The sequence below is a fragment of the Mucilaginibacter sp. genome (genome assembly GCF_965225845.1).
In the GTDB taxonomy this organism is placed as follows: Bacteria; Bacteroidota; Bacteroidia; order Sphingobacteriales; family Sphingobacteriaceae; genus Mucilaginibacter.
On the sequence record NZ_CBDDBL010000001.1, the window covers coordinates 117,597 to 141,968 of the forward strand.

24 protein-coding genes are annotated in these 24,372 nt (G+C 42.1%); 15 read left to right on the top strand and 9 right to left on the bottom strand.

The genetic code is table 11. From position 1 onward, the window contains the following. Positions 1-62: 62 nt before the first annotated feature. The 3 genes from ACYZ0U_RS00540 (at position 63) to ACYZ0U_RS00550 (ending at position 4,807) form a co-directional block, all read left to right on the top strand. Positions 63-782 (top strand): pyridoxine 5'-phosphate synthase, encoded by a 720-nt coding sequence (locus ACYZ0U_RS00540; RefSeq protein ID WP_461448709.1) that lies wholly within the window; start codon positions 63-65, stop codon positions 780-782. Positions 783-895: 113 nt separating this feature from the next. Then, positions 896-3,805 carry an aminomethyl-transferring glycine dehydrogenase gene (gene gcvP, locus ACYZ0U_RS00545; protein WP_461448711.1) on the top strand — a complete coding sequence of 970 codons (2,910 nt, stop codon included), beginning with the start codon at positions 896-898 and terminating at the stop codon, positions 3,803-3,805. Between the two features lie 582 nt (positions 3,806-4,387). Continuing rightward, positions 4,388-4,807 carry a response regulator gene (locus ACYZ0U_RS00550; RefSeq protein WP_461448713.1) on the top strand — a complete coding sequence of 140 codons (420 nt, stop codon included), beginning with the start codon at positions 4,388-4,390 and terminating at the stop codon, positions 4,805-4,807. Here the strand turns inward: ACYZ0U_RS00550 and ACYZ0U_RS00555 are convergent. Next, entirely contained in the window at positions 4,804-5,574 is a 771-nt protein-coding gene (locus ACYZ0U_RS00555) for an MBL fold metallo-hydrolase (RefSeq protein ID WP_461448715.1), read from the bottom strand. The genes ACYZ0U_RS00550 and ACYZ0U_RS00555 overlap by 4 nt on opposite strands. Before the next feature lie 196 nt (positions 5,575-5,770). Here ACYZ0U_RS00555 and recJ point away from each other — a divergent pair, with 196 nt between their 5' ends. The 5 genes from recJ to ACYZ0U_RS00580 all read left to right on the top strand — a co-directional run bounded on the left by recJ (position 5,771) and on the right by ACYZ0U_RS00580 (position 12,476). Beyond that, positions 5,771-7,468, top strand: coding sequence for a single-stranded-DNA-specific exonuclease RecJ (recJ, locus tag ACYZ0U_RS00560; protein WP_461448717.1), 1,698 nt, complete (start codon positions 5,771-5,773; stop codon positions 7,466-7,468). Positions 7,469-7,549: 81 nt separating this feature from the next. Further along, positions 7,550-8,290 (top strand): LPS export ABC transporter ATP-binding protein, encoded by a 741-nt coding sequence (gene lptB, locus ACYZ0U_RS00565; RefSeq protein WP_461448719.1) that lies wholly within the window; start codon positions 7,550-7,552, stop codon positions 8,288-8,290. Positions 8,291-8,299: 9 nt separating this feature from the next. Continuing rightward, positions 8,300-9,820 carry a GH3 auxin-responsive promoter family protein gene (locus tag ACYZ0U_RS00570; RefSeq protein ID WP_461448721.1) on the top strand — a complete coding sequence of 507 codons (1,521 nt, stop codon included), beginning with the start codon at positions 8,300-8,302 and terminating at the stop codon, positions 9,818-9,820. Between the two features lie 54 nt (positions 9,821-9,874). Further along, the gene (locus tag ACYZ0U_RS00575; RefSeq protein WP_461448723.1) at positions 9,875-10,636 is read left to right on the top strand and encodes a tetratricopeptide repeat protein; all 762 of its coding nucleotides are present in this window, start codon (positions 9,875-9,877) and stop codon (positions 10,634-10,636) included. A 94-nt stretch (positions 10,637-10,730) separates the two neighbouring features. After that, positions 10,731-12,476, top strand: coding sequence for a glycoside hydrolase family 9 protein (locus ACYZ0U_RS00580; protein WP_461448725.1), 1,746 nt, complete (start codon positions 10,731-10,733; stop codon positions 12,474-12,476). A gap of 93 nt (positions 12,477-12,569) precedes the next feature. On the opposite strand, the gene ACYZ0U_RS00585 is transcribed toward ACYZ0U_RS00580, so the two are convergent. The 5 genes from ACYZ0U_RS00585 to ACYZ0U_RS00605 all read right to left on the bottom strand — a co-directional run bounded on the left by ACYZ0U_RS00585 (position 12,570) and on the right by ACYZ0U_RS00605 (position 16,381). Continuing rightward, positions 12,570-12,881, bottom strand: coding sequence for a hypothetical protein (locus tag ACYZ0U_RS00585; RefSeq protein WP_461448727.1), 312 nt, complete (start codon positions 12,879-12,881; stop codon positions 12,570-12,572). Positions 12,882-12,945: 64 nt separating this feature from the next. Further along, positions 12,946-13,485, bottom strand: coding sequence for a shikimate kinase (locus ACYZ0U_RS00590; protein ID WP_461448729.1), 540 nt, complete (start codon positions 13,483-13,485; stop codon positions 12,946-12,948). Between the two features lie 114 nt (positions 13,486-13,599). Continuing rightward, entirely contained in the window at positions 13,600-14,658 is a 1,059-nt protein-coding gene (locus ACYZ0U_RS00595) for an ABC transporter permease (RefSeq protein ID WP_461448731.1), read from the bottom strand. 3 nt (positions 14,659-14,661) lie between these two features. After that, complete coding sequence (locus ACYZ0U_RS00600; RefSeq protein ID WP_461448733.1) at positions 14,662-15,834, bottom strand: BT_3928 family protein; 1,173 nt, start codon at positions 15,832-15,834, stop codon at positions 14,662-14,664. A gap of 4 nt (positions 15,835-15,838) precedes the next feature. Then, positions 15,839-16,381 (bottom strand): DUF1599 domain-containing protein, encoded by a 543-nt coding sequence (locus tag ACYZ0U_RS00605; protein ID WP_461448735.1) that lies wholly within the window; start codon positions 16,379-16,381, stop codon positions 15,839-15,841. Between the two features lie 71 nt (positions 16,382-16,452). Between ACYZ0U_RS00605 and folP the strand changes: the two genes are divergently transcribed. Together folP and ACYZ0U_RS00615 are read left to right on the top strand one after the other, a co-directional pair. Then, complete coding sequence (folP, locus tag ACYZ0U_RS00610; protein ID WP_461448737.1) at positions 16,453-17,304, top strand: dihydropteroate synthase; 852 nt, start codon at positions 16,453-16,455, stop codon at positions 17,302-17,304. Positions 17,305-17,446: 142 nt separating this feature from the next. Then, the gene (locus tag ACYZ0U_RS00615; protein WP_461448739.1) at positions 17,447-17,896 is read left to right on the top strand and encodes a KTSC domain-containing protein; all 450 of its coding nucleotides are present in this window, start codon (positions 17,447-17,449) and stop codon (positions 17,894-17,896) included. 201 nt (positions 17,897-18,097) lie between these two features. On the opposite strand, the gene ACYZ0U_RS00620 is transcribed toward ACYZ0U_RS00615, so the two are convergent. The 3 genes from ACYZ0U_RS00620 to ACYZ0U_RS00630 form a co-directional block, all read right to left on the bottom strand. After that, the gene (locus ACYZ0U_RS00620; RefSeq protein ID WP_461448741.1) at positions 18,098-18,286 is read right to left on the bottom strand and encodes a hypothetical protein; all 189 of its coding nucleotides are present in this window, start codon (positions 18,284-18,286) and stop codon (positions 18,098-18,100) included. 118 nt (positions 18,287-18,404) lie between these two features. Further along, a complete protein-coding gene (locus ACYZ0U_RS00625) occupies positions 18,405-19,373 on the bottom strand; it encodes a hypothetical protein (protein WP_461448743.1) in 969 nt (322 codons plus the stop codon). An 86-nt stretch (positions 19,374-19,459) separates the two neighbouring features. Beyond that, complete coding sequence (locus ACYZ0U_RS00630) at positions 19,460-20,875, bottom strand: MBOAT family O-acyltransferase (RefSeq protein ID WP_461448745.1); 1,416 nt, start codon at positions 20,873-20,875, stop codon at positions 19,460-19,462. Between the two features lie 143 nt (positions 20,876-21,018). Between ACYZ0U_RS00630 and ACYZ0U_RS00635 the strand changes: the two genes are divergently transcribed. From ACYZ0U_RS00635 to ACYZ0U_RS00655, 5 genes are all read left to right on the top strand, one after another. Beyond that, the gene (locus ACYZ0U_RS00635; RefSeq protein ID WP_461448747.1) at positions 21,019-22,299 is read left to right on the top strand and encodes an MFS transporter; all 1,281 of its coding nucleotides are present in this window, start codon (positions 21,019-21,021) and stop codon (positions 22,297-22,299) included. A 148-nt stretch (positions 22,300-22,447) separates the two neighbouring features. After that, entirely contained in the window at positions 22,448-22,621 is a 174-nt protein-coding gene (locus ACYZ0U_RS00640; RefSeq protein WP_461448749.1) for a DUF3606 domain-containing protein, read from the top strand. Positions 22,622-22,627: 6 nt separating this feature from the next. After that, positions 22,628-22,801: a DUF3606 domain-containing protein gene (locus ACYZ0U_RS00645; protein WP_461448751.1), complete on the top strand. Its 174-nt coding sequence runs from the start codon at positions 22,628-22,630 to the stop codon at positions 22,799-22,801. Positions 22,802-22,917: 116 nt separating this feature from the next. After that, positions 22,918-23,286 (top strand): hypothetical protein, encoded by a 369-nt coding sequence (locus tag ACYZ0U_RS00650; RefSeq protein ID WP_461448753.1) that lies wholly within the window; start codon positions 22,918-22,920, stop codon positions 23,284-23,286. Between the two features lie 152 nt (positions 23,287-23,438). Continuing rightward, the gene (locus tag ACYZ0U_RS00655; RefSeq protein WP_461448755.1) at positions 23,439-24,296 is read left to right on the top strand and encodes an SGNH/GDSL hydrolase family protein; all 858 of its coding nucleotides are present in this window, start codon (positions 23,439-23,441) and stop codon (positions 24,294-24,296) included. Positions 24,297-24,372 lie beyond the last annotated feature (76 nt).

Below are 24,372 nucleotides of genomic sequence, written 5' to 3' on the forward strand. Positions count from 1 at the left end.
AAAATGTTTTAGATGTTTTAAAGTATTAATGATATTTACGGAAGTAAAAGTATACATTCAATATGACCCGATTATCCGTCAACATAAATAAAATCGCCACGCTGCGTAATTCGCGCGGAGGCAATAACCCCGACCTGATCCAAGTGGCAAAGGATTGTGAGCGGTTTGGTGCACAAGGCATAACTGTACACCCCCGCCCGGATGAAAGACATATCCGCTATGCGGATGTGGTTAACCTGAAAAAGATCGTAACAACGGAGTTTAATATTGAAGGAAATTGCCAGGAGCAAAAATTTATTGACCTGGTGCTGGCCAACAAGCCTGCGCAGGTTACGCTAGTGCCTGATATTTTGGGTCAAATCACATCCAACCACGGCTGGGATACCATCACCAACCAGGCTTACCTGAAATATACCATCGCCATTTTTAAAGCCGCGGGTATACGGGTTTCTATTTTTGTTGACCCGGTACCCGAAATGGTTGCCGCCGCTGCCACCACCGGCACCGACCGTATTGAACTTTATACCGAAGGCTACGCCACCAACTTCCCCAAAGGAAAAGAGGCGGCAATAGCGCCTTATGTTGAAGCGGCTAAAGTTGCGCAACAATACGGTTTAGGTATCAACGCGGGCCACGACCTTGACCTGCACAATCTAAAATATTTTGTTGAAAATGTTCCCGGCCTGGATGAAGTAAGTATAGGGCATGCCTTAATAAGCGATGCTTTATATTTCGGGCTGGAGAATACGATACAAATGTATTTGCGGGCTTGCGCCGTTTAAAAATTTATTGACAGCTTCGGGTTGTAAATCCATTGTCAATATACAGTTAGCTAATTGTTACTCATGCGGAAAGTTGTACCTTTGCGTCAATTTTAATTGCCCGCTAATTCCACATGAAGCTGAACATCGATTACCAGGAGAAATTCCAGTCGCGACATATAGCCCCGAACGAGGCTGATACCGCTAAAATGCTAAAAACCATCGGCGTTAGTTCGCTTGATGAATTAATTGATCAAACTGTTCCTGCGGGAATCAGGCTTAAAAATCCGCTTAATTTACCCGATGCAAAAAGCGAGTTTGATTACCTGAAAACGCTGAAGCAAACCGCCTCAAAAAACAAGGTTTTCAAATCATTTATCGGCCAGGGTTATTACGATGTTATCGTGCCGGGCGTAATTCAGCGTAACATACTTGAAAATCCCGGATGGTATACGCAATATACGCCGTACCAGGCCGAAATTGCACAAGGCCGTTTACAGGCCTTGTTAAACTTCCAAACCATGGTTATCGACCTTACCGGTATGGAAATTGCCAATGCATCCTTATTAGACGAAGGTACCGCTGCTGCCGAGGCCATGTTTATGCAATACAGCTTGCGTAAAAATCAGCAGGCGAACACATTCTTCGTTTCGCAGGAATTGTTCCCGCAAACTATTGATATTTTAAAAACCCGTTCAGAGCCTTATGGCATAGAGTTGCAAATAGGCGACCACAAAACGGTCGAGCTAACCGAAAACATGTTCGGCGCCATCGTACAATATCCGGCAGGTGATGGCGAAGTTTATAACTATAAAGATTTCGCTGCCAGTGCACATGAAAAAGGCATTAAGCTAACCGTTGTTGCTGATTTGATGAGCCTGGTGCTGTTAACGCCTCCAGGCGAATGGGGTGCCGATATTGTAGTTGGCAATACCCAGCGTTTTGGCGTGCCGATGGGCTTTGGTGGCCCGCATGCGGCATTTTTCGCTACTAAGGAAGAATATAAGCGCTCTTTACCGGGTCGTATCATCGGTGTAACTATTGATAGCGCGGGTGATTATGCTTTGCGTATGGCTTTGCAAACCCGCGAGCAACACATCCGCAGGGATAAAGCAACCTCAAACATTTGTACCGCGCAGGCATTATTGGCTATTATGGCTGGCATGTATGCCGTTTACCATGGTCCGCAAGGGTTGAAACTGATCGCTGAGCGCATCCACGGTTTAACTGTTTTGCTGGCTGATTCATTAAATGAGTTAGGTTATAAACAATTAAATGAGTCTTATTTCGATACGATCAAATTTGATCTTGGTGTTTTAGCAGGACCATTGCATGGTGAAGCTTTGAATAACGAAATAAACCTGAACTATAAAGGTTCAGAAGTTACTATTTCTGTTGACGAAACTACTTCACCTGAAGATATTAAAACCATAGTTCGCTTTTTTGCCAAGGTTAAAGGCAAAAGCTTAAATGATGTGAACTTTGACGAGCTGAAAGGTAATATACAAACCGTTATACCTTCTGAATTACAGCGTACATCTACATATTTAACACATAAACTCTTCAATACGCATCATTCAGAACATGAAATGCTGCGATATATCAAATCATTAGAAGCAAGGGATCTTTCGCTCTGCCACTCGATGATCGCTTTAGGTTCATGTACCATGAAGTTGAACGCGACTACTGAAATGGTACCGGTTACCTGGGCGGAGTTCAGCAAGATGCACCCCTTTGCGCCAGCCGACCAAACCGGCGGTTACATGCAGCTATTTGATGAACTGAATAAATGGTTAAGCGAAATTACCGGCTTTGCATCGATGAGTTTACAACCGAACTCGGGCGCACAAGGTGAATACGCAGGCTTAATGGTGATCCGCGCTTATCACGAGGATAGGGGCGATTTTCACCGTAACATCGCGTTGATCCCATCATCGGCACACGGTACCAACCCGGCATCCGGCGCTATGGCAGGGATGAAGATCGTAGTGGTGAAATGCGATGATAATGGAAACATTGACGTTGCCGACCTGAAAGCTAAAGCCGAGCAATATAACAATGAGTTATCATGTTTAATGGTTACTTATCCATCAACACATGGTGTTTTTGAGGAGTCGATCATTGAGATCTGTGAGATCATCCACCAAAACGGCGGACAGGTTTACATGGACGGCGCTAACATGAACGCGCAGGTGGGCTTAACCAGTCCGGCTAATATTGGCGCCGACGTTTGCCACCTCAATTTACATAAAACTTTTTGCATCCCGCACGGTGGTGGTGGCCCGGGTATGGGCCCGATTGGTGTGGCTAAACATCTGGTACCATTTTTACCGGGACATGCAGTGGTTGACATCGACAAAGGAAAATCCATCCACGCGGTGTCATCGGCCCCATGGGGATCAGCGTCTATATTGATCATTTCACATGCTTACATCGCTATGATGGGCGGCGATGGCTTAACGAATGCTACCCGTTATGCCATCTTAAATGCCAATTATATTAAAGCCCGTTTGCATCACCATTACCCGGTATTATATACCGGCTCACATGGTCGTTGCGCACACGAAATGATACTGGATTGCCGCGCGTTTAAAAACTTCGGCATCGAGGTTACAGATATAGCTAAGCGTTTAATGGATTATGGTTTCCACGCGCCTACTGTTTCTTTCCCGGTTGCGGGTACGGTAATGGTTGAGCCCACAGAATCAGAGCCTAAGCACGAGCTTGACCGCTTTTGTGATGCGATGATCTCAATCCGCCATGAAATTGATGATGTTGAAAAAGGCTTATCCGATAAAGTAAATAACCCGTTGAAGAATTCACCGCACACCGCGGCTGTAATTACCGCCAACGAGTGGGAGCATCCGTATACCCGCCAAAAAGCAGCATTTCCGCTGCCTTACGTAGTAGAGTACAAATTCTGGCCATCGGTGGGTCGTGTAAACGATACTTACGGCGACCGGACGCTGATCTGTTCATGCCCGCCGCTAAGTGATTACGAGTTTGAAGAAAGCGAAGTAACCACCCCGGAATACGGAACGTGATTTTAATTTGCAAATGCGTGAATATGCACATATGCAAATAACTTTGAATTAACCTGATATGCAGATGCGTGGCTATATAGTATAGTCAAACATCTGCATATTGCATATACGCACAATTTCACATCAAAATATGATAGCGGAAACTCCTCAACCCCATATTATGCCGTAATCTTTACCTCATTTAGAACGGAAGGCGATAATGGTTACGAAACCATGTCTGAATAGATGGTGAAGCTAGCCAAACAACAGGAAGGTTACTTAGGAATTGAATCTGCGCGGAACGAGATCGGGATAACCGTATCCTATTGGCAATCCTTAAAAGCTGTTTAAAATATGGAAGGCAAATACCGACCATTTATTTGCGCAAAAGCATGGCCGGGAGCAATGGTATGAGCATTACAAAGTGCGAATTTGCCAAGTTGAGCGCGACTACGAATTTTAACTGTTGCGAAATACTGTTCGCAGGAATTTTTATAGCTAAATTTATTTTCGATTAAAAAAACAATAACTATAAATTACAACTTATAAGAATATAACCTTTTTTTAGCAGCCCCCGTATAAGGAAGACGAACACGAACACTCATGAACAATATTAATCAGGCAGTAAGCATTTTGTTGGTTGACGATGATGAAATTAACAACTTCATTTCCATCAAGTTGATAAAAAAAGCGTTGTTAACTACCGAGATCATGGCTTGCCTTAACGGTAAATTTGCCATTGATCAGCTGGTAGAGATCCAACGCAAGGACCCGAGTAAACTTCCCGACTATATTTTGTTAGACATTAACATGCCGATAATGAACGGATGGGAGTTTTTAGATGAGTACAAACGCCTGAACATTGATCCATTGGGTAAGAGCAAAATCTTTATTATATCATCATCAGTTTTTAGCAACGACATTAATAAAGCAAGATCATACCCGCTTGTGCACAGCTTTATTTCGAAACCATTAAGCGTTGAGAAAATAAAAGAATTGTTTGAGTCGGATAAAGCTTTTTAAGCCTGACTTACGGTAAAATGCTCGTCTGCATATTTAACCTTCCCCTCGGTTATTGATTTTGCGTGATAAAATAAACAAGTCCAGTTTTCAGCAGCTGCAATTTTTCCATAATCTTCGCGTAACTGCATCGCCTTACGGCCATCATAATCATATTTTGCAATAAACTTCCGGATCAATTGTTCAGGCTCAGGTAGCTCATCGCCACCAAAAAATACTTTTTCATCGCCATCCTCAATCCACAATACCTGGTGATAAGGGCAATGCCCGCCTGATAATTCATACCGGATGCCGGGTTTTAATTCACCGGAACCATTCAAAAAATGAATATCTATTTTGCCTTGCAGCGCTTCGAAGATCTCTTGGTGATAAGATGATGTTTTACCGCTAATGGCAAAATCCCATTCCTGTTCTTGTATCACATGTGTAGCCAATGGAAAGCTTGGCTCTAATTTGCCGTTTCGCTCTACCACTAACCCGCCGGAATGGTCGTAATGCAGGTGCGACATCAAAACAAGGGTAACATCCTCCGGGTCAAAGCCCGCGTTACGGATATGCTGGTGCAGGTAAAGTTCGTCACGGGTATCTTTAAAGCCTAAACCTGTGTCTAATAGTATCAGGTCGGTGCCGGTTTTAACCAGGAAAGGATTTACATGGATGAATAAAGATGCCGGGCGGTCTTTAGGGTTATCGGTTTGAGGATCAAAGGGAACAAACTTTTTTGATGCATCAACTGAATACGAGCCTTCGCCGAGAGTGAAAATTTGCATAGTACTATTATAATTTGCAGATGTGCAAATATGCAGATAATGATTTCATATGATATAAGGATGATTTTCAAATTATTACATTCGTAATTAACCTGCACATTTGCACACTTGCATATTTGCACATCAAAAACATCTGCACATCAGCATATCTGCACATCAAAAAATCGTTATATTTACTGTTTAAAGCAACAAAGATATGCAAAAACGGTGGTGGATAAAGGAGAATGCAGACGAGGGAACTATAGCCCAGTTAGCCACCGCATTAACTATCGACCCGGTTTTGAGCAAGCTACTGATCCAGCGCGGCATAGATAATTTTGAGGATGCCCGCTACTTCTTCAGGCCCGACCACCGCCACCTGCATGATCCATTCCTGATGAAGGATATGGAGAAAGCTATTGAACGAATTGAAGAGGCGCTTAAAGCCAATGAAAAAGTGTTAATATACGGTGATTACGATGTGGATGGAACCACCGCGGTATCTGTTGTTTATGGTTTCTTTAAAAAATATCACCGCTATTTAGAGTATTATATCCCTGATCGTTACAAGGAAGGCTACGGCATATCAACCCAGGGAATTGATTATGCTGCTGAGCATGGTTATACGCTCATCATCGCGTTAGATTGCGGCATCAAATCAGTTGATAAGATCGCTTATGCCAATGAACTGGGTATCGATTTTATTATTTGCGATCACCACACTCCCGGGGATACAATCCCGGATGCAGTTGCCGTGCTAGATCCCAAGCGTGCGGATTGCGGATATCCTTACAAAGAATTATCAGGTTGCGGAATCGGCTTTAAGCTGATCCAGGCGTTTGCCGAAAAAAATGAGATCCCTTTTGAAGAAGTTAGCTGTTATTTTGATTTGGTAGCGATAAGCATCGCCTGTGATATTGTACACATTACCGGCGAGAACCGTGTACTTGCTTATTATGGCTTACATAAACTGAATAACAACCCCTGCATTGGTGTAAAAACGCTGATGGAGGTCTCGGGCAAGACCACAAATTATACCATATCCGATATTGTGTTTTCATTAGGTCCACGCATAAATGCCGCCGGGCGTATCGATGACGCCAAGCACTCCGTTGAGTTGCTGAGTGCCTGTACAGAGGAACAAGCCAAAATAAAAAGTGACCTCATCAATATTAAAAACACCGAGCGTAAAGGCCATGATCTGTCGATGACGGATGAGGCTTTGACAATGATTGACAGTGATGCGGTACTGATGGGCCGAAAATCAACTGTGGTTTTTAATGAGAATTGGCATAAAGGTGTAATCGGTATTGTAGCATCAAGGTTAACAGAAAAATACTACCGCCCTACGGTTGTACTTACCCGGTCTAACGGGCATGTGGCAGGCTCGGCGCGCTCGGTTTTGGGTTATGACCTATATGAAGCCTTGTGCGGCTGCAGTGATTTGCTTACCCAGTTTGGCGGGCATAAATACGCGGCAGGATTAACTATGCCACCGGAAAATGTTGCTGCTTTTATTGATAAGTTTGAGGAAGTGGTTAGCGCCAGTATTACCGAAGAACAACTGATCCAGCAAATAGCCATTGATGCCGAGTTGGAGCTTAAACAGATCCAGCCGAAATTCTTCCGGATATTAAACCAGTTCGCGCCTTTTGGGCCCGAGAACATGGCGCCGGTTTTCATAAGCAAAAATGTGTATGTTAGTGGCTACCCGGCACTGGTCGGCGAAAAACATTTAAAAATGTCGGTAGTGCAAAACGGATCGCAACTATTTGATTGTATTGCATTTAGCCAGGGCGAATATCTCGACAAAATAAAGAAAGACAAACCTTTTGATATTTGTTACACAATAGAAGAAAATATTTGGCGCGATAAGCGTTCTATACAATTAAATATTAAAGGTATACGTGCGTAAATCAAAAGTCAAAATTAAAAAGTCAAACTCATGGTGCGATTGACTTCATTTTTGAATTTTGATTTTAACTTTTGAATTAGAATGAACCTAAGAGCAGATAATTTACTTAAAAAATATAAGCAGCGCACTGTGGTGAACGATGTGTCGTTCAACGTGTCGCAGGGCGAGATCGTGGGGTTGCTGGGGCCGAACGGCGCGGGTAAAACCACATCGTTTTACATGATTGTTGGTTTGATAAAACCTAATGAGGGCAAGATATTTTTAGATGACCAGGACATCACCACCGACCCGATGTACCGCCGTGCTAAAAAAGGCATCGGTTATTTGGCGCAGGAAGCCTCGGTTTTCAGGAAATTAACTGTTGAAGATAATATCAAAGCGGTTTTGGAAATGGGTGACATGACCAAAGAACGACAAAAGGAAAAGTTAGAGGAATTGATAGACGAATTCAGCTTACATAAAGTGCGCCGCAACCGTGGCGACCTGCTCTCGGGTGGTGAACGCCGCCGTACCGAAATAGCGCGCGCCCTTGCTGCAGAACCTAATTTTATTCTGCTGGATGAACCCTTTGCAGGGGTTGACCCGATTGCGGTTGAAGAGATCCAGGCAATGGTTGCCAAGCTAAGGCACCGCAACATCGGCATTTTGATCACCGACCACAACGTGCAGGAAACTTTGTCGATTACCGACAGGGCCTATTTGCTGTTCGAGGGAAAGATATTAGAATCGGGTGTACCCGAAGTACTTGCAGCTAATGAAATGGTGCGTAAGGTTTACCTGGGTGCCAACTTCGTGCTGAAAAGAAAAACATTCGCTCAATAAAATATCCCTATGGCCATTTTTAACTCTGTTTTTACCTGGTTCATGAAAAAGCGCATCCACCAGATAGAGCTTTTTATGAAATACCCGAATGAAGTACAGGAAGAATGGTTTGAGCAACTCATATCCGGCGCGGAGCAAACCGAATGGGGCAAGCTGTATCAATACAAAAGCATCAGTACGCTTACGCAATTTAAGCAACGCGTACCCATACAGAATTATGATACCCTGAAGCCTTACATCGAGCGCATGCTTAAAGGTGAGCAGAACGTATTATGGCACTCAGGTATCCGCTGGTTTGCCAAATCATCAGGCACCACCAGCGACCGCAGCAAGTTTATCCCCGTTAGCGAGGAATCATTAGAGGAATGCCATTTTAAAGGCGGTAAGGATATGCTTACGCTTTATTTTAATGAGCGGCCCGATGCCCGTATCTTCACCGGGAAAAGTTTAACGCTTGGTGGAAGCAACCAGGTAAATCAGCTCCATCCAGATGCTTCCTTTGGCGATCTTTCCGCGGTGATCATGAAAAACCTGCCGCTTTGGGCGGAGTTTTACCGTACCCCACATTTGGATATCGCCCTGATAGAAAATTTCGAGGAGAAGATCGAAAAAATGGCTTACGCCACCAAAGACGTGAATGTGACCAGCATCAGCGGCGTACCCACCTGGAATATTTTATTGTTCAAGCGTATTTTAGAAATTACCGGCAAAAAGAATTTGCTGGAAGTTTGGCCAAATCTCGAATTGTATTTTCACGGCGCGGTTAACTTTACCCCATACCGCGACCAGTTTAAAAGGCTGATCCCAAACGATGAAATGTACTACCTGGAAACCTATAATGCCTCTGAAGGCTTCTTCGGCATACAGGATAGCTTTGATTCAGGCGACATGCTGCTGATGCTCGACTATGGTATCTTCTACGAGTTCTTGCCGTTGGAGGATCTGCATGATGATCAACCTAAAACACTTACACTTGATGAAGTGCATCTGGATAAGAACTACGCACTTATTATAAGTACCAATGCCGGCTTGTGGCGATACATGATTGGCGATACAATCCGTTTTACTTCACTCTCACCTTTCCGCATACAGATCACCGGGCGCACCAAGCACTTTATCAACGCCTTCGGCGAAGAGCTGATCATCGACAATGCGGAGCGTGCCTTAGCCGAAGCATGCAGCCAAACCGGCGCCATCATTCGCGATTATACCGCTGCGCCGGTTTACTTTAATGGTGACGAATGCGGTGCCCACGAATGGATAATAGAATTTGAACAAAAACCTGCCGAATTTGAGCGTTTTGTCGACCTGCTGGATGAAACCCTCCGCCGCATTAATTCTGATTATGATGCCAAGCGGTTTAAGGATATGGCGCTGCGCCGCCCTATTGTTCGTAAAGCGCCGTCAGGAACATTCTTTAACTGGTTGAGGGAAAAAGGCAAACTGGGCGGGCAAAATAAAGTGCCACGCCTTGCCAATAACCGCGAATACATTGATAGTATTTTGAAGATGATGGAATTGGTAAGGTAGATAAACCCAATTCTACTTCGGCATAGTTATAAAACCTAAATGATATTCAATAATATGAAAAAGCTGCTGTTAGTGTTTTTATTTATCCCATGCATAAGTTTTGCCCAAGCCGCAAAAGACACATCAAATGAAAAAACTTACATAATACAAGCTAATAGTGCCTTATTTAATAAAGATTATAAAAGCAGCATTGCGTATTATACTGATGCTATTCGTGCAGCTCCAACAAAAGCACTTTACTACGCCAACCGGGCAACTGCGGAATGGGATCTGAAGGATTATGAAGCTGCTGTTAAAGACCTCGACACCGCTATCTCGCTCCCCGATAAGTATGCGTGGATAGATTATAATCAAATTGGCCTTATTAAAATGGAAGAGAAAGATAATAAAGGAGCCATTAAAGCATTTACCAGGTCGATTAAATTACGGCCAGATGAATCAGTATATAATAACCGGGCCCTGGCAGAATTGGCAATCGAAGAGTACCAAAGTTCTATTAACGATTTTACTGTAGCTATCAATTATAATAATGCCAGCCGAACACTTAAAAAAGGCCACATGTATAATACGATCGTAGGAAACCAGTATGAATTAAGGGGCAAGGCCAAATTATTAAAGGGAGACTATAAAGATGCGGTTATCGACCTAGACTCTGCTATAATTATTAACCCTCAATTGGCTTTGGCTTACAATATTCGCGGTGAGGCCAAAATTAAAATAGGCGATAAAATAGGCGCTTTTGCCGACTGGCAAACCGCAAGCAATATGAATTGTGAACCTGCCAAAGAAAATCTTGAAAAATATTGCGGTAAATAATGCTAAATTTTACCGCTAATTTGCAGGTTAAGTATTATATCATAATTCGTTTTTAACCGATATTTATACTCAATCAATCAGCTCGTCTACCTGCATGAAATTTCTTTTTTCAATTATATTCCTGCTGCTTATGCAGCAAGCTTTTGCTCAACAGCAAACCGCTAACAGCGCCAGCCTCATCCGTTTAAACCAGCTCGGATTTTATCCTGACGGCCCCAAAATCGCTATCATATTGGCTGATAAAAAAAGTGCTTTTTACCTGGAATCAACCGACGGAAAGACCGTTTTCACAGGCAAGTTAAGTAAATCTGCTAATCCCAACTTTGCAGGCAAACCAACTTATATTGCGGATTTTGGGGCATATACCCAATCCGGAAAATATATTTTAAACGTTCCAGGGATTGGAAATTCCTACCCATTTGAGATTAAGCCGGATGCCTATCAAAAAGTTGCTGATGCATCCATTAAAGCTTATTACTTTATGCGTGCTTCAACACCATTATTGGAAAAATACGCCGGTAAATGGCACAGGGCCGAGGGTCACCCGGATACGGCTATTTTGGTACATGCTTCGGCGGCTACAGCAATAAGGCCAATAAACACTATAATTTCCGCCCCGCGGGGATGGTATGACGCCGGGGATTATAATAAATATGTGGTTAACAGTGGCATTAGTACCAGCACCTTATTATCGCTTTACGAAGATTTCCCTGTCTACATGAAAACGGTGAAGTTGAATATCCCCGAAAGCGGGAATGGAGTGCCTGATATCCTGAATGAAGTTTTATGGAACCTGCGCTGGATGATGTTTATGCAGGACGTTGACGGCGGCGTTTACCACAAACTCACCAATGCCGCGTTCGATAAGTTTGAAATGCCGGACAGTGCTAAGGCTCCCCGCTATGTAGTACAAAAAGGCACGGCAGCTACACTTGATTTCGCCGCGGTGATGGCACAGGCGAGCCGCATTTTCAGGGCGTATCCTAAGGAATTACCGGGTCTGGCTGATTCATGTTTAAGCCAGTCGAAAAGAGCCTGGGAATGGGCGATAAATAACCCCAATGTGGCTTACGACCAGGATAAAATGAATAAAATCTTTTCGCCGCCAATAACTACAGGTGCCTATGGCGATAATAGTTTCGGCGATGAATTTATCTGGGCCGCATCGGAGTTGTTTGTAACCACACAACAGCCGGAATATTTAAAGGCAGTAAACCTGATGCCGGATAATGATATGCCATTACCAGGCTGGAGCAATGTGCGGCTTTTAGGTTATTATACGCTGATAAAGCATAGCACCACGTTAGGAAGTAATGCACCTAAAGAATTACCGGAATTGAAACAAAGGCTATTAGCTTACGCCGATAACCTCATCAGCGGAGCTGATGAAACAGCTTATAAAACGGTAATGGATAAATCGGCGCGTAACTTTAACTGGGGAAGTAACTCGATTGCCGCTAACGAGAGTGTGGCATTGATACAGGCTTACAAACTTTCTTTAAATAAAAAGTATCTATTATATGCCTTGAGTAACCTCGATTATATTTTAGGCCGAAACGGTACTGGTTACTCTTACATCACCGGTTATGGCAGCAAAACGCCTATGCATCCGCATCATCGTCCGTCCAAATCAGATGGCGTTGTTGAGCCGGTACCCGGACTGTTAGTCGGAGGTCCAAACCCAGGCATGCAGGACCATATACAGGTACCATCCACCGTGCCCGATGAAGCTTATATTGACGATGACCGCGCCTATGCCGTAAATGAGATTGCGATAAATTGGAATGCGCCGTTTGCCTATTTAGCTAATGCTATGGAGGCTTTGCAGGGGGGATTATAGTGGGGTAGCCTTATACTTCAGTCATAGTCTTTCAAAGTTAGAAATTTCTAATAGTGGGGGGAAAATAACAACTCGATAGTAGATAGGTGTAATTTACATCGCGATATCATGTCCCGGCCTTGGATCATCGGGCAGGATCTCCATATCAGGCACGCCAATATAATCAGCATACCATTGGATAGCGCCTACAACGTCGAGGGCGTCTTCGGCTACAATGTTAATGGTTTCAAAAGCATATAGTTTGTTGTGGGCATAACCATACAACTGGATCTCATTGTCGTTCGCACTAAACTTTTCTTCGCTCAGGCAAAATACCCTGATCTTTAATGCGGTGTCACGCGAATGTATTACGTCTCGGCACGAGTTTTTAGGATCGGTAGCTAGCAAATATACATTGTGGTCCATAAAACCTCAACAATGCTTTTTGCAGATAGTTTCAGTAAATTACATTAAGGTTAATATTTAACAATTATAGGTCTTGGTGTTTAGTAGCTATTAAAGCTTGCAAACCTTCAACACTGAGGTTTATTCCATCCGCAATATGGCTTGCCTGTAGATAAAAACTTTCCCGTTCTGCTAATTTTTCGGTGATGAACTGAAGCAGTTCATCACCATGTTTATCGGCCAGCAAAGGGCGTTTGGCTTTCCCTTTTTCCAACCGGTCAACCAATGTTTTGGGCGATAATTTAATATACACAGTTTTGCCGTTGGCATTCATCCATTCCATATGGTCAAAAAAGCAGGGCAATCCGCCACCGGTTGAAATGATGGTATTATGGGCGAATTCGGTTTGCTTCAGGATCTCAGATTCCAGTTTGCGAAACGCATCCTCACCGAAACTGGAGAAATATTCCGCTATGGTCATGCCCAATTGCTCTTCCAGCAGATGGTCAAGGTCAACAAAAGTATAACCCAAATGATTAGCCAGCTTGCGGCTCCAGGTGGTTTTACCGCAACCCATAAAGCCAATAAAGAATATTAAATTAGGTTTATCTGTTTCCTTACTCATTTTTTACTATATAATTATCATTGAGAGGTACGAAGCAACCTCTACTTAAGCAGATCGGACAAACTAGTTTTCTCTCTACAGTATAGAGATTGCTTCGTACCTCGCAATGACGGATTAACCTAACTTCACCCTCGGGTCGATCCAAACATAAGCAACATCTACCAAAATATTGATCACTACGAAAATAAATGCAATAAAAAGTATGGATCCCATCACTACCGGAAAATCCGACATTTCCAGCGCATCCACCGTAGTTTTGCCTAAACCGTTGTAGCCAAACACGTATTCCACAAAAAAGGAACCTGCCATTAAACCTGCAAACCAGTTGGCCACAGCGGTAACCACCGGGTTAAGCGCGTTTTTCAGTGCATGCCGATAGATAATGGCATTATTGCTCAATCCTTTTGCTTTGGCGGTACGGATATAATCCTGGCTCAAAACATCCAGCATGGCGCTGCGGGTTAGTTGTACGATGATCGCCAGCGGGCGCAAGCCCAGCGTGATCATCGGCAGGATCAGGTTCTTAAGCGTGATCACCTCGCCGCGAAAAGGGTCATAGCTAAACAGACTACCCGACATGTTGAGCCCGGTATATTTACTCAATACAAACCCAAAGATCCAGGCGATGATTATACCCGCGAAGAATGATGGTGCGGAAATCCCCACGATCGAAAACCCGACTGCAAACCTGTCGACCCAAGTATTTTGATGTACTGCGCTCATGATGCCCAAAAAGCCACCGATGATAATAGCAAACAGCATAGCCGTTGTAGCCAATACCAGCGTGTTAGGCACAACCTCTATCAAAAGCGACGTAACGTCCTTACGGGTTTGATACGAGCGCCGCAGGTAAGGCCATTTTAGGGCGATAATATTCGTGGCTGAAACCGGAAATAGCTTTACGTAGTGATAACGATGTTGTTCCCCGATATTATTGGCATGGATACCAATTGGCGAAAGATCATTCAAATAATAAGCGAATTGTACCGGGACGGGCTTATCTAACCCAAATTCCTTACGAACATTGGCTAAAGATTGCACATCGGCGCGCTGGCCCTGTGTCATCCGGGCAGGATCAACCGGCAACACGTTGAACAGGAAAAATACCACCACCACAATACCCAGCATTACTGCTATTCCATAGCCCAGTTTGCGCAGCAGATAGGCGGTCATTATTTATTGGTTTTGGAAATATTGTTTTACCATTTCATCATAGGTAGGCACTGTGTGGTAATGCCATTTGTTGATGATAGTGCCGTTTTTCAACAACATTACGCCCGGGTTAGCACGCACCATTGATTTTAGCGGAACGCCATCTACATAATAAATTTCGCTTACCAATTTGTGCGCTTTGGCAAAAGCTTCGGCATCCGCAGCGGAATTTGAGGTAAGTATGATGGTGCGCATGTTATAGTTTTGGATCAGGTTGATGCAAAGCGCATTCAGGCTGCTTAGTGCAGTCAAATTTGATTTATGGAGATCATCGGTTACAATAACTAAACTATAGAATGGGTTCGATAACAATTCTTTGGTATAATCATTCCGCTGTGCATCCTGGATTGAAAGATCCTGGATCTTTGGCGTAAAACCCTTCTTCACCAAACGCGACTCCGGGTTGCCGATAACCTGCCAGTTGGCATCTTTCCAAATATTGCTTTTTATGTACTCCTTATCATTCATGGATTTGGTGGCTCCGGTAGCTTTATTCTTTAGCTGGTAGATTTCCTCGTACTCATCCACAGGCGCACCCGACGGGATCTTCATTTCATCCGCTATATTAGCGCCTACTTTATATGGCAGGAAATCAAATACAGGCAAATAGTTGTAGGTATAAAACCCAACACCTAAGAATATAACTGTTGCTATCACCAATAAATAATCGCCTGTTTTGGGTTTGAACAGGGGATTTATGCTGTCGCGGTTGCGGAATAGGATGATGATCAGCAACAATAAAATCAGGTCCTTGCTAAACGACTGCCATGGTGTGAGCACTATCGCATCGCCAAAGCAACCACAAGTAGTTACCACCTTAAATACGGCAGAGTAAAAGGTTAAAAACGCAAAGAAAATAATCAGCAAAAGCAATCCCCAGGCTACCTGTTTAGCGCGTACACCGATGAGCAGTGCGAAACCTAAGATCATCTCAAATGCGCATAAAATAATCGCCATGCTCAGGGCAAGGTTATTTAAAAAAGTGACATGGAAAACTTCAAAATATTCTTCAAGCTTATACGAAAAACCAAGTGGGTCGTTAGCTTTTATCAGCCCTGAAAAAATAAACAGCAGGCCCACTAATATGCGCGATACCCATATAATTGACGAACTATTACCTGCCTTAGTTTTTGCCATGATGTTACGAAACGGGGGTAAGCTTTATTAACGCAAAAACCGCATAGTTTAGCATATCCTGGTAGTTAGCCTTAATGCCTTCGGATGCAAGCGTTTGGCCTTTGTTATCCTCGATCTGTTTTACACGTAAAAGCTTCATCAGGATCAAATCGGTTAGGGAGCTGATGCGCATATCGCGCCAGGCCTCGCCATAATCGTGGTTTTTGGCGAGCATCAGGTCTTTAGTTTCTTTAACATTGGCATCAAACATGTTCCCGGCCTGATTTGCAGGCAGCTCAAGTGGTGTTTCTGTAGTTGATTCCAGCTGCATCATGGCAATCACGCAATAATTTACAATGCCGATGTATTCGCTGGTGATATCTTCATCAACTTTGGATACCTTTTTTTCTTCGAGGGTACGGATACGCTGCGCCTTGATAAATATCTGGTCGGTTATGGATTCCGGGCGAAGGATGCGCCAGGCCGTGCCATAATCATGGGTTTTTTTGATGAAAAGCCCTTTACAAATGTTAATTACCGCGTCGTATTCTATTGATGTATTGCTCAAAGTATTGTAATGTATGTTTTGTTACCGATATCAATTTATAAAGATATAATTACCTTTACAATAAAAAATCTGTGGCTAAAGATACGTTTTTTCATAAAAAGGTAACCCTAAATGCAGGGGGCAAATTGATAGATTTGAGCAGCCCAAAGGTTATGGGCATTATCAACCTTACGCCCGATTCTTTTTACGCCGGTAGCCGAAAGCAGGATGTTGAAGCAGTTTTAGCGCAGGCAGGCAAGATGTTAAGCGAAGGAGCCGCATTCTTAGACCTCGGCGCCTACTCATCTCGCCCCGGCGCAAAGGATATATCGGCACAGGAAGAAACTGACCGCCTGATACCTGCAATTGAAGCAATTACAGCAATTTTTCCGGATGCTGTTTTATCGATAGATACTTTTAGGGCACGGGTTGCGGAAGCGGCGATTAAAGCAGGGGCGCATATTGTCAATGATATTTCCGGCGGTGAACTGGACCCGGATATGTTTGCGACCGTTGCTAAATTACAGGTGCCCTATATTTTAATGCACATGAAAGGCACGCCGCAAAACATGGTGCAGCAGGCGGAATATGAAGATGTATTTGCCGAAGTGTTTGATTATTTCAATACCAAATATCATCAGCTACTCAAATTGGGCGTAAAAGATGTAATTCTTGATCCCGGTTATGGTTTTGCCAAGAAAGCAATGCACAGCTATGAGTTGATTAAACGATTACAGGATTTTAATGTGCTGCAATTGCCACTACTGGTGGGGATATCGCGCAAGCGGATGATCTATAATGAATTGGGCACTACCGCCGAAGATGCTTTAAACGGAACAACCGCATTGAATACCATTGCCCTAACCAAAGGTGCCAATATTTTGCGTGTGCATGATGTGAAGGAAGCTTTGGAGGCTGTGAAGATTTGGGAGATGAGTAATTAATATTAATCCCCTATTACCTTTTTAAATTTTTCTAAATTATTGACTTTCAAAAGCGTACCTTTGCAAAATTATTTTTGGAAAGGCCTGGATCAATAATTGGTATCTGTTCATCAATAAAATTTAATACAAGCGAATAGATATTATGAAAAAAATTGTTGACTACAGGAAACTTTTAGGTGTAACCAAGGAAGCGGAATTACAGGAACTGAAAACCGTTTACCGCGGAATGATGAAAACCTGGCACCCCGATAAATTCCAGGAAAGCCCTGAAGCTAAGCTGGAAGCCGAAGAAAAAAGCAAAACCATTATTGAGGCTTACCACTTTTTGGTGAGCATAGCCCCTGAGACCGTTGAATCATCTTCAGAAGAATATAACAACACCACCGCTAATGCTGGTATTGTTGATTTTGAATATAAATCACAAGTACTGAAGATCTATTTCAGCGATGAGAATGTGTACGAATACTTCGATGTACCAAAAGAAACCTACCGCAAACTAATCAACGCCGATTCGCCGGGACGCTTTGCGCGCAGGCACATATTTAACACTTTTGTTTACAGGAGTGTAAATAAATTGGTGGCTAACGGGTAAGCGATTATAAGACCATTTGAATGGTAGTTTTATAGCTATAAACACATTGAAGACCCGGCTCCGGTGCCAAGCAGCAAGGGCGAATCCGCTATATTTACCCGGGCAGTTCAACCAGCATTATAAATGCTACTCCTATCCTCGCATAAAAATCCAGGGCCGGTTTATCGCCGGCATTTAACGTCTTCAATTATTAAACCCGCCTTAAAAAAACAAAGGCCCGTGGCTGCTTCCGAACGGAAATTTATTTACCCGGCCATGTGTATGTGTGTGGCAATCAAACACATTATGGTTGCGGTAAATTTTGGGGTTTGAATTTTGGACGATTAACAGTTCAATGTTACTAGTTTCGGCCTTATCGGGCTGAGAAACCTGGGCAGTTTTCTTTTTCATAACAATTCTCCTGAAACTTAGGTTAAAGCCTAATTGGTAGTATAAATTTACATAATAAACATCCTCATTTGCAAGTAATTAGTTATAAATTTTTTTATGGATGGAATGAATAAAACAACTAATATTTAGCCAATTCAGCGTTGAATAAGTTGAGCCATATGCCTGCGCCCGTATTATTCCAATGGGTGTCTGATCTGTAATAAACTTTATTTTTGTTTTTAGTAAGTACAGGTATCAGGTTTATATAGGTAACATGCAATTGAGGCGAGTTTTGAAAACGCGCTGTTAAGTGGTTATATTTTAATTTTAAGTAACCCGGCTCTAAAATTGAAACAGGGTTAGGTACAATAGTAAGATATACTTTATCAAATCCCATCTTTATAGCTTGCGCGCTTACCTTATTTAAATTATCGACTAAAAAGTTGATACGTTTATCCGAAAACAACTTGAATGAACTTGTAGTCTGGCTTGAATCCGTAGTGATCACATAAAATAATTGTTTACGGTTTGATGCCACTACAACATCCTTATCAACTATGTTAAACAGCTTATAATTAATCCAGGCTTTAAATTCCTTTATCGGGGAAAATATAGAATAGTCCCACAAGTTTAGCTGAATATTATCACTAACTTTTCTATTGAATACAGAATTATTAATAAATGACTTCAGATTAAATATATTGGTTTTGGGCAAAACATCTGAGCCGGATGCTATAAGCATATTTTTAACATAATTGGTATCTGATAAAACCATATCAAGGTTCCTTTCGGAAAATTCCAGCAACAATATATTTTTTTTGGAACGATCCAGATCAGCCACGATGGATTGTTTGATATTGGTTTTAGCGATTGTTAGCTTGTTAACCCCAACAAAAAAATCTTTACTCTTATAAAATCCCCAAAAATAGCTATCGCAAATTGTGTACAGGTTGATGTTTTTAGCATGTGTAGCTTCGGGCAGCGGAATGGGGTTTTCTGTTGGATAAGTCTTCCTGAAATAAGGCAAATAACTCATCCCGTACAGGTCGCCGTATTTAAACCTGTCTGATCCTAAAATCGCACCCGGCTGAAATCTATCTGCACTCAATATATTTGTTAAATTATCGCTAAGGCTTATTGCATAAATTACTATGCAGATAATTAATACCGATAAACCAAAAAATTTAGCCATAATTAAAACTGAAAATAGATAAATTCTTTATTATCAAATACACCAAAAATGTAGCAAGTCATCAGCAATAAGCTGATGGATAAAAAAAACAAACGGGTATTTGCGGTAGGAATAACCAGCATAAAGCGCTCCTTTACAAGCAAAACTACAATTAACAGCGCCGTAAAACACAACATATTACCACTAACCAGGGCAAAATTAAACTTGCCGAAAAACGACTTGCTAAATATCTCAGCAAATACCACACTTGCGGTATGCAGATCCGGCGAGCGGAAAAATATCCAGGCAAAGGATACCAGCAAAAATATACTTATGGTTTGCGTAAGCCTGATGAAAGGGTTTGAGCGAATAACCAACCGCATTTTTTTAAAGATCGAATTTTTAGCGTTCTCTATCATTAAAAGCACCCCGTGAAATAACCCCCAGATCATAAAGGTCCAGTTGGCGCCATGCCAAAGGCCACTGATCAAAAACACCACCATTATATTAAAACACCTCCTTGCAGTACCTACCCGGTTACCGCCTAGAGGGATATATAAATAATCCCTGAACCAGGTGGACAGCGACATATGCCAGCGGCTCCAAAATTCACCTATGGAACGGGACAAATAAGGCACATTAAAATTTTCAACCAGCTTAATACCCATTGTTTTGGCCGCGCCAATACCAATATCGGTATAACCCGAAAAGTCGCAATAGATCTGAAAGGAATACAATAGGCTGATAATAAAGAACGTAAACCCATTTTGCGATTTTGGGTCGGCGTAGGCTTTATCTATAATCCCAGCCAGCCTATCGGCAATCACTACTTTTTTAAATAACCCAAAAGCCATCTGCATTAAACCGCTTTTTAACTTCTCAAAATCAAAATCGTGATTTTTGTGAAATTGCCATAAAATATTTTGCGGCCTCTCAATTGGCCCTGCAACCAGTTGCGGGTAAAACATTACGTACAGGCTATAAATACCAAAATGCTTTTCAGCTTTATGGTTGCCCCTGTAAACTTCAATTGTATAACTCATGGCCTGGAAAGTATGAAACGACAAGCCAATCGGCAGCAACATGGTAACAAACGGGAACGGCGTATGATGGCCCGAAAGATGCAGCAGGTGATCAAGCGCGCCATTAAAAAAATTGAAGTATTTGAAGAATACCAATACGCCAATATTAGATACCAGGCTTATGATCAGCAGCAACTTTCGCAACGGTTTATTGGCTGCTTTTTCTATACAGATGCCTGCTATATAATCTATAACGATGGTAAAGCCAATAATGAGGATATAGGATGGCACAAAAACCATGTAAAAGTAACAGCTCCCAATCAGTAATAATAAGTACCGGTGCTTATTAGGTAAATACCAATAAGTTATGGTTATGATAATATAGAACAGCAGGAACTGGAGGGAATTATAAAGCATTAACCATGATAATTAAGGATAAATATATACCATTCTGAATGGATTACACCTCGTTGTTAAAAAAATTCGCTAACAAATCCATTAGCAATTTTAATGGGAATATGATATGTTTGGGTTTGCTTTAATTTAAACTATCCAAAACCATGAGCAATACAGGAAACCCGGTAAGGCGCATACTTACAGCCAGCCTCATTGGCACCACTATTGAGTTTTTCGACTTTTATATTTATGCCACCGCCGCGGTGCTGGTTTTTCCAAAATTGTTTTTCCCTGCGGGTAATCCTGCCGCCGCTATATTGGCTTCATTTGCCACATTTGCCATAGCATTTATTGCCAGGCCCATCGGCGCGGCGCTTTTCGGCCACTTCGGTGATCGCAAAGGGCGTAAAGCTACACTTGTTGCCGCATTAATGACTATGGGACCATCAACCGTAGCTATTGGTTTGTTACCTTCGTATCATTCAATTGGCATTGCTGCACCGCTTTTACTGGCGCTATTCCGTTTTGGGCAAGGATTAGGATTAGGGGGCGAATGGGGCGGAGCTGTTTTATTGGCTACCGAAAATGCGCCTGAAGGCAAAAAATCCTGGTACGGTATGTTCCCCCAATTGGGCGCTCCAATCGGTTTTTTATTATCAAGCGGAACATTTCTTTTATTAAGCAAAAACCTGACCGAACAGCAATTTATTGATTTTGGCTGGAGAATACCCTTTATTGCCAGCGCGTTATTAGTTTGGATAGGTTTATACGTTCGTTTAAAAATAACCGAAACTCCGGAATTTTTAAAGGTAGAAAAGAGCGACGCCTTTGTTAAACTCCCGATATCTGATGTTTTTGCCAGGCATACTAAGGCCGTTATATTAGGCACTTTAGCAACTGTTACCACGTTTTTACTATTTTATTTGATGACCGTTTTTACCTTGAGTTGGGCGACCACGGCACTACATTACTCAAAGAGCAGTTTTTTAATAGCGCAGATGATCTCGATGATATTTTTTGGTATAGGCATCCCGCTATCCGCGGTAATTGCCGATCGCCTTGGGAGGGCTAATATGCTGATGTTTGCCAGTGCAGCTATTTTGCTGTTCGGTTTATTTTTTGCGCCGTTTTTTAACACAGGTAATTTTTATATAACAGTCGCGTTCCAGGTTGTAGGTATGTTTTTAATGGGCTTAACTTATGGGCCGATTGGCACTACATTGGCCGAAATTTTTCCGCCAGCTGTGCGTTACACAGGGGCATCATTATGTTTTACCCTGGCGGGGATATTAGGCGCATCATTCACGCCATACCTGGCTACCATGCTGGCAAAAAGCTATGGATTACCTTACGTAGGCTATTACTTAGCTTTCGCGGCGGCAGTAAGTTTACTGGCTTTGATCTTGGCTAATAGCTTAATCAGAGGAAATAAACAGACGGCATAAGTTATTATTCGCGAGAAAGAGCTCCAGCTTGTGCCCATACTCACCCGCACTAAACCCTAACAGGCAGAATGGGAATAAATATTATCCATTAGTATTCAAACTATAATGGACAGGCAATGTTGTAAAATAATTAATTATAAATTAAATTATGGACAACAAGGAAAACATCAGCTCCCCCGACAGGGACCTTATCAATACCAGTGAAAATTATGAAGTGAAATACTGGTCGACAAAGTTTGGCGTAAGTACAGAGCGTTTAAAAACAGCTGTAAAAGCAGTTGGTAACTCTGCGGCCGCAATTGAAACATACTTAGAAAAATAATATCAAATGGAACGAAAAATTAAACCTTCGATAGCCGACACCCGTACTATTGATATTGAAGATGATTACGCGCTCGATTTTTGGGCAGGCACATTTGGTGTAACGCCCGAAAGATTGAGAGCGGCTATAAATGTTGCCGGCGATTTGGCTAAGGATGTTAAAAAGGAATTAAAGAAATAAAGATGTGATTTGTTCTTCGTGAGCACTATAGCTATTTGAATTTGGTAAACTATGGATTGATATTTGCAACTATCGGTAGCATATGCCTATAGTTTTGTTATCAAATAATATCAATCATGATCATCAAAATAATCAGCGGCATTCTTATCCTTATCTCTGCCTTTATGGGAACCCGGGTTGGATTAAAAGGTTTGAATATTAAACACGGCGATACCGGACCTTTTGTTCAACTCAAGGATAAATTAAAGTTTAGTGAGCGTACATTAACTATACTTGCTGTTTTAACCATACTAGCCGGCATACTCTTATTACTGCCACAAACATTTTTGTTTGCTAATATTTTAAACATCTGCCTGTTTTTATTTTTGATCGTCCGCTGGTTAATGATCGGCGATATGAAGTCGGCATTATCAGAAGTACCTTTTCTACTGATACCTGTATTATTGATATTTCTTAAACATCCGTTCGCTGCAAATCCATCATAAAATTCGTCTTATAGCACATAGTAATTTTCGTGGCTTAATAAAGTCGGCGACGTTCACGCAGCGTACGGATACTTTTCTGTGTATATACGGGAATCAAAAAATGGCGTGTAAATGATGCTTATCCTTATATTTAAACCATAAACTGATGCCAAATGAGTTTTACCAATTCAAGATTCACCTTTTTATTATTTGCGGTGCTTTTATTAAGCTCTTTTAAAACCCGGGAAATTACCTGGGTGGCAATCGGTGATTCCATCACTTACTTAAATGACCACACCAATGAAACCGGCAATCGTGTAAGCAAAGGCTATTTAACCAGGGTGGTGGAACATTTTAATAATTTGCATTACATTAATAAAGGATATAATGGTTGGACATCGGGTAACATCGCCCAGCAAATAGATAGCCTGGGGCTGGTGAAAGCGGATATCTACACTATTTTTTTAGGAACTAATGATTGGTGGCAAGGCAGGCCTCTTGGCAATTTGAAAGATTATATTAAAAACAAGGGCAACAAGTCGGTATATGCCTCATTCCGCATAATTATTAATAAGATCCGCACCTTAAATCCGCAGGCAAAAATAGTGTTGATCACACCGATGCAAAGGGCAGATTTTGTTTATATCAATGATCCAAAAAACAATTCATATGGATCATACAAAGCCAAAAACGGCCAATATTTGGAATCATTTGCCAACGCGATAGATTCCATAGACCATTACGAACACATCCCGGTTATTGACCTGTACCACAACCCTGCACTAAGCTTTAATAAACTGGTTAATTTTAAACGCTTAAAAGATCCCGCTACCGGCCAATATGTAAATTATCAATATCCCGAAGCCGCCAAAATCCCATTCAATCCTTCCAACGACGATTATCCCTACCCCAAAAAAGCAATTGGATTAACCTATGACGGCCTGCATCCATCGGACAAAGGAAATTCGATAATTGCCGCCGAGGTTGTGAAAACATTTTCACAATTAGGTTTGCCGATTACTTATAAATAGCCTCAATTAATTCAACGTTAATTCCATTACCTAAACTAAGCATGTCAATTGTATTTCGCAATTTTGCCGGGAGGCT

What these genes read in the sequence shown, in the direction of transcription:
- ACYZ0U_RS00570 (WP_461448721.1), top strand. Translation starts at nt 8,300, where the DNA reads ATGGCCATTTTTAACTCTGTTTTTACCTGGTTCATGAAAAAGCGCATC.
- ACYZ0U_RS00590 (WP_461448729.1), bottom strand. Translation starts at nt 13,485, where the DNA reads ATGAGTAAGGAAACAGATAAACCTAATTTAATATTCTTTATTGGCTTT.
- ACYZ0U_RS00630 (WP_461448745.1), bottom strand. Translation starts at nt 20,875, where the DNA reads ATGCTTTATAATTCCCTCCAGTTCCTGCTGTTCTATATTATCATAACC.
- ACYZ0U_RS00640 (WP_461448749.1), top strand. Translation starts at nt 22,448, where the DNA reads ATGGACAACAAGGAAAACATCAGCTCCCCCGACAGGGACCTTATCAAT.
- ACYZ0U_RS00635 (WP_461448747.1), top strand. Translation starts at nt 21,019, where the DNA reads ATGAGCAATACAGGAAACCCGGTAAGGCGCATACTTACAGCCAGCCTC.
- ACYZ0U_RS00615 (WP_461448739.1), top strand. Translation starts at nt 17,447, where the DNA reads ATGAAAAAAATTGTTGACTACAGGAAACTTTTAGGTGTAACCAAGGAA.
- gcvP (WP_461448711.1), top strand. Translation starts at nt 896, where the DNA reads ATGAAGCTGAACATCGATTACCAGGAGAAATTCCAGTCGCGACATATA.
- ACYZ0U_RS00620 (WP_461448741.1), bottom strand. Translation starts at nt 18,286, where the DNA reads ATGAAAAAGAAAACTGCCCAGGTTTCTCAGCCCGATAAGGCCGAAACT.
- ACYZ0U_RS00645 (WP_461448751.1), top strand. Translation starts at nt 22,628, where the DNA reads ATGGAACGAAAAATTAAACCTTCGATAGCCGACACCCGTACTATTGAT.
- ACYZ0U_RS00650 (WP_461448753.1), top strand. Translation starts at nt 22,918, where the DNA reads ATGATCATCAAAATAATCAGCGGCATTCTTATCCTTATCTCTGCCTTT.
- ACYZ0U_RS00550 (WP_461448713.1), top strand. Translation starts at nt 4,388, where the DNA reads ATGAACAATATTAATCAGGCAGTAAGCATTTTGTTGGTTGACGATGAT.
- ACYZ0U_RS00580 (WP_461448725.1), top strand. Translation starts at nt 10,731, where the DNA reads ATGAAATTTCTTTTTTCAATTATATTCCTGCTGCTTATGCAGCAAGCT.
- ACYZ0U_RS00540 (WP_461448709.1), top strand. Translation starts at nt 63, where the DNA reads ATGACCCGATTATCCGTCAACATAAATAAAATCGCCACGCTGCGTAAT.
- lptB (WP_461448719.1), top strand. Translation starts at nt 7,550, where the DNA reads ATGAACCTAAGAGCAGATAATTTACTTAAAAAATATAAGCAGCGCACT.
- ACYZ0U_RS00555 (WP_461448715.1), bottom strand. Translation starts at nt 5,574, where the DNA reads ATGCAAATTTTCACTCTCGGCGAAGGCTCGTATTCAGTTGATGCATCA.
- ACYZ0U_RS00575 (WP_461448723.1), top strand. Translation starts at nt 9,875, where the DNA reads ATGAAAAAGCTGCTGTTAGTGTTTTTATTTATCCCATGCATAAGTTTT.
- ACYZ0U_RS00595 (WP_461448731.1), bottom strand. Translation starts at nt 14,658, where the DNA reads ATGACCGCCTATCTGCTGCGCAAACTGGGCTATGGAATAGCAGTAATG.
- ACYZ0U_RS00655 (WP_461448755.1), top strand. Translation starts at nt 23,439, where the DNA reads ATGAGTTTTACCAATTCAAGATTCACCTTTTTATTATTTGCGGTGCTT.
- recJ (WP_461448717.1), top strand. Translation starts at nt 5,771, where the DNA reads ATGCAAAAACGGTGGTGGATAAAGGAGAATGCAGACGAGGGAACTATA.
- ACYZ0U_RS00585 (WP_461448727.1), bottom strand. Translation starts at nt 12,881, where the DNA reads ATGGACCACAATGTATATTTGCTAGCTACCGATCCTAAAAACTCGTGC.
- ACYZ0U_RS00600 (WP_461448733.1), bottom strand. Translation starts at nt 15,834, where the DNA reads ATGGCAAAAACTAAGGCAGGTAATAGTTCGTCAATTATATGGGTATCG.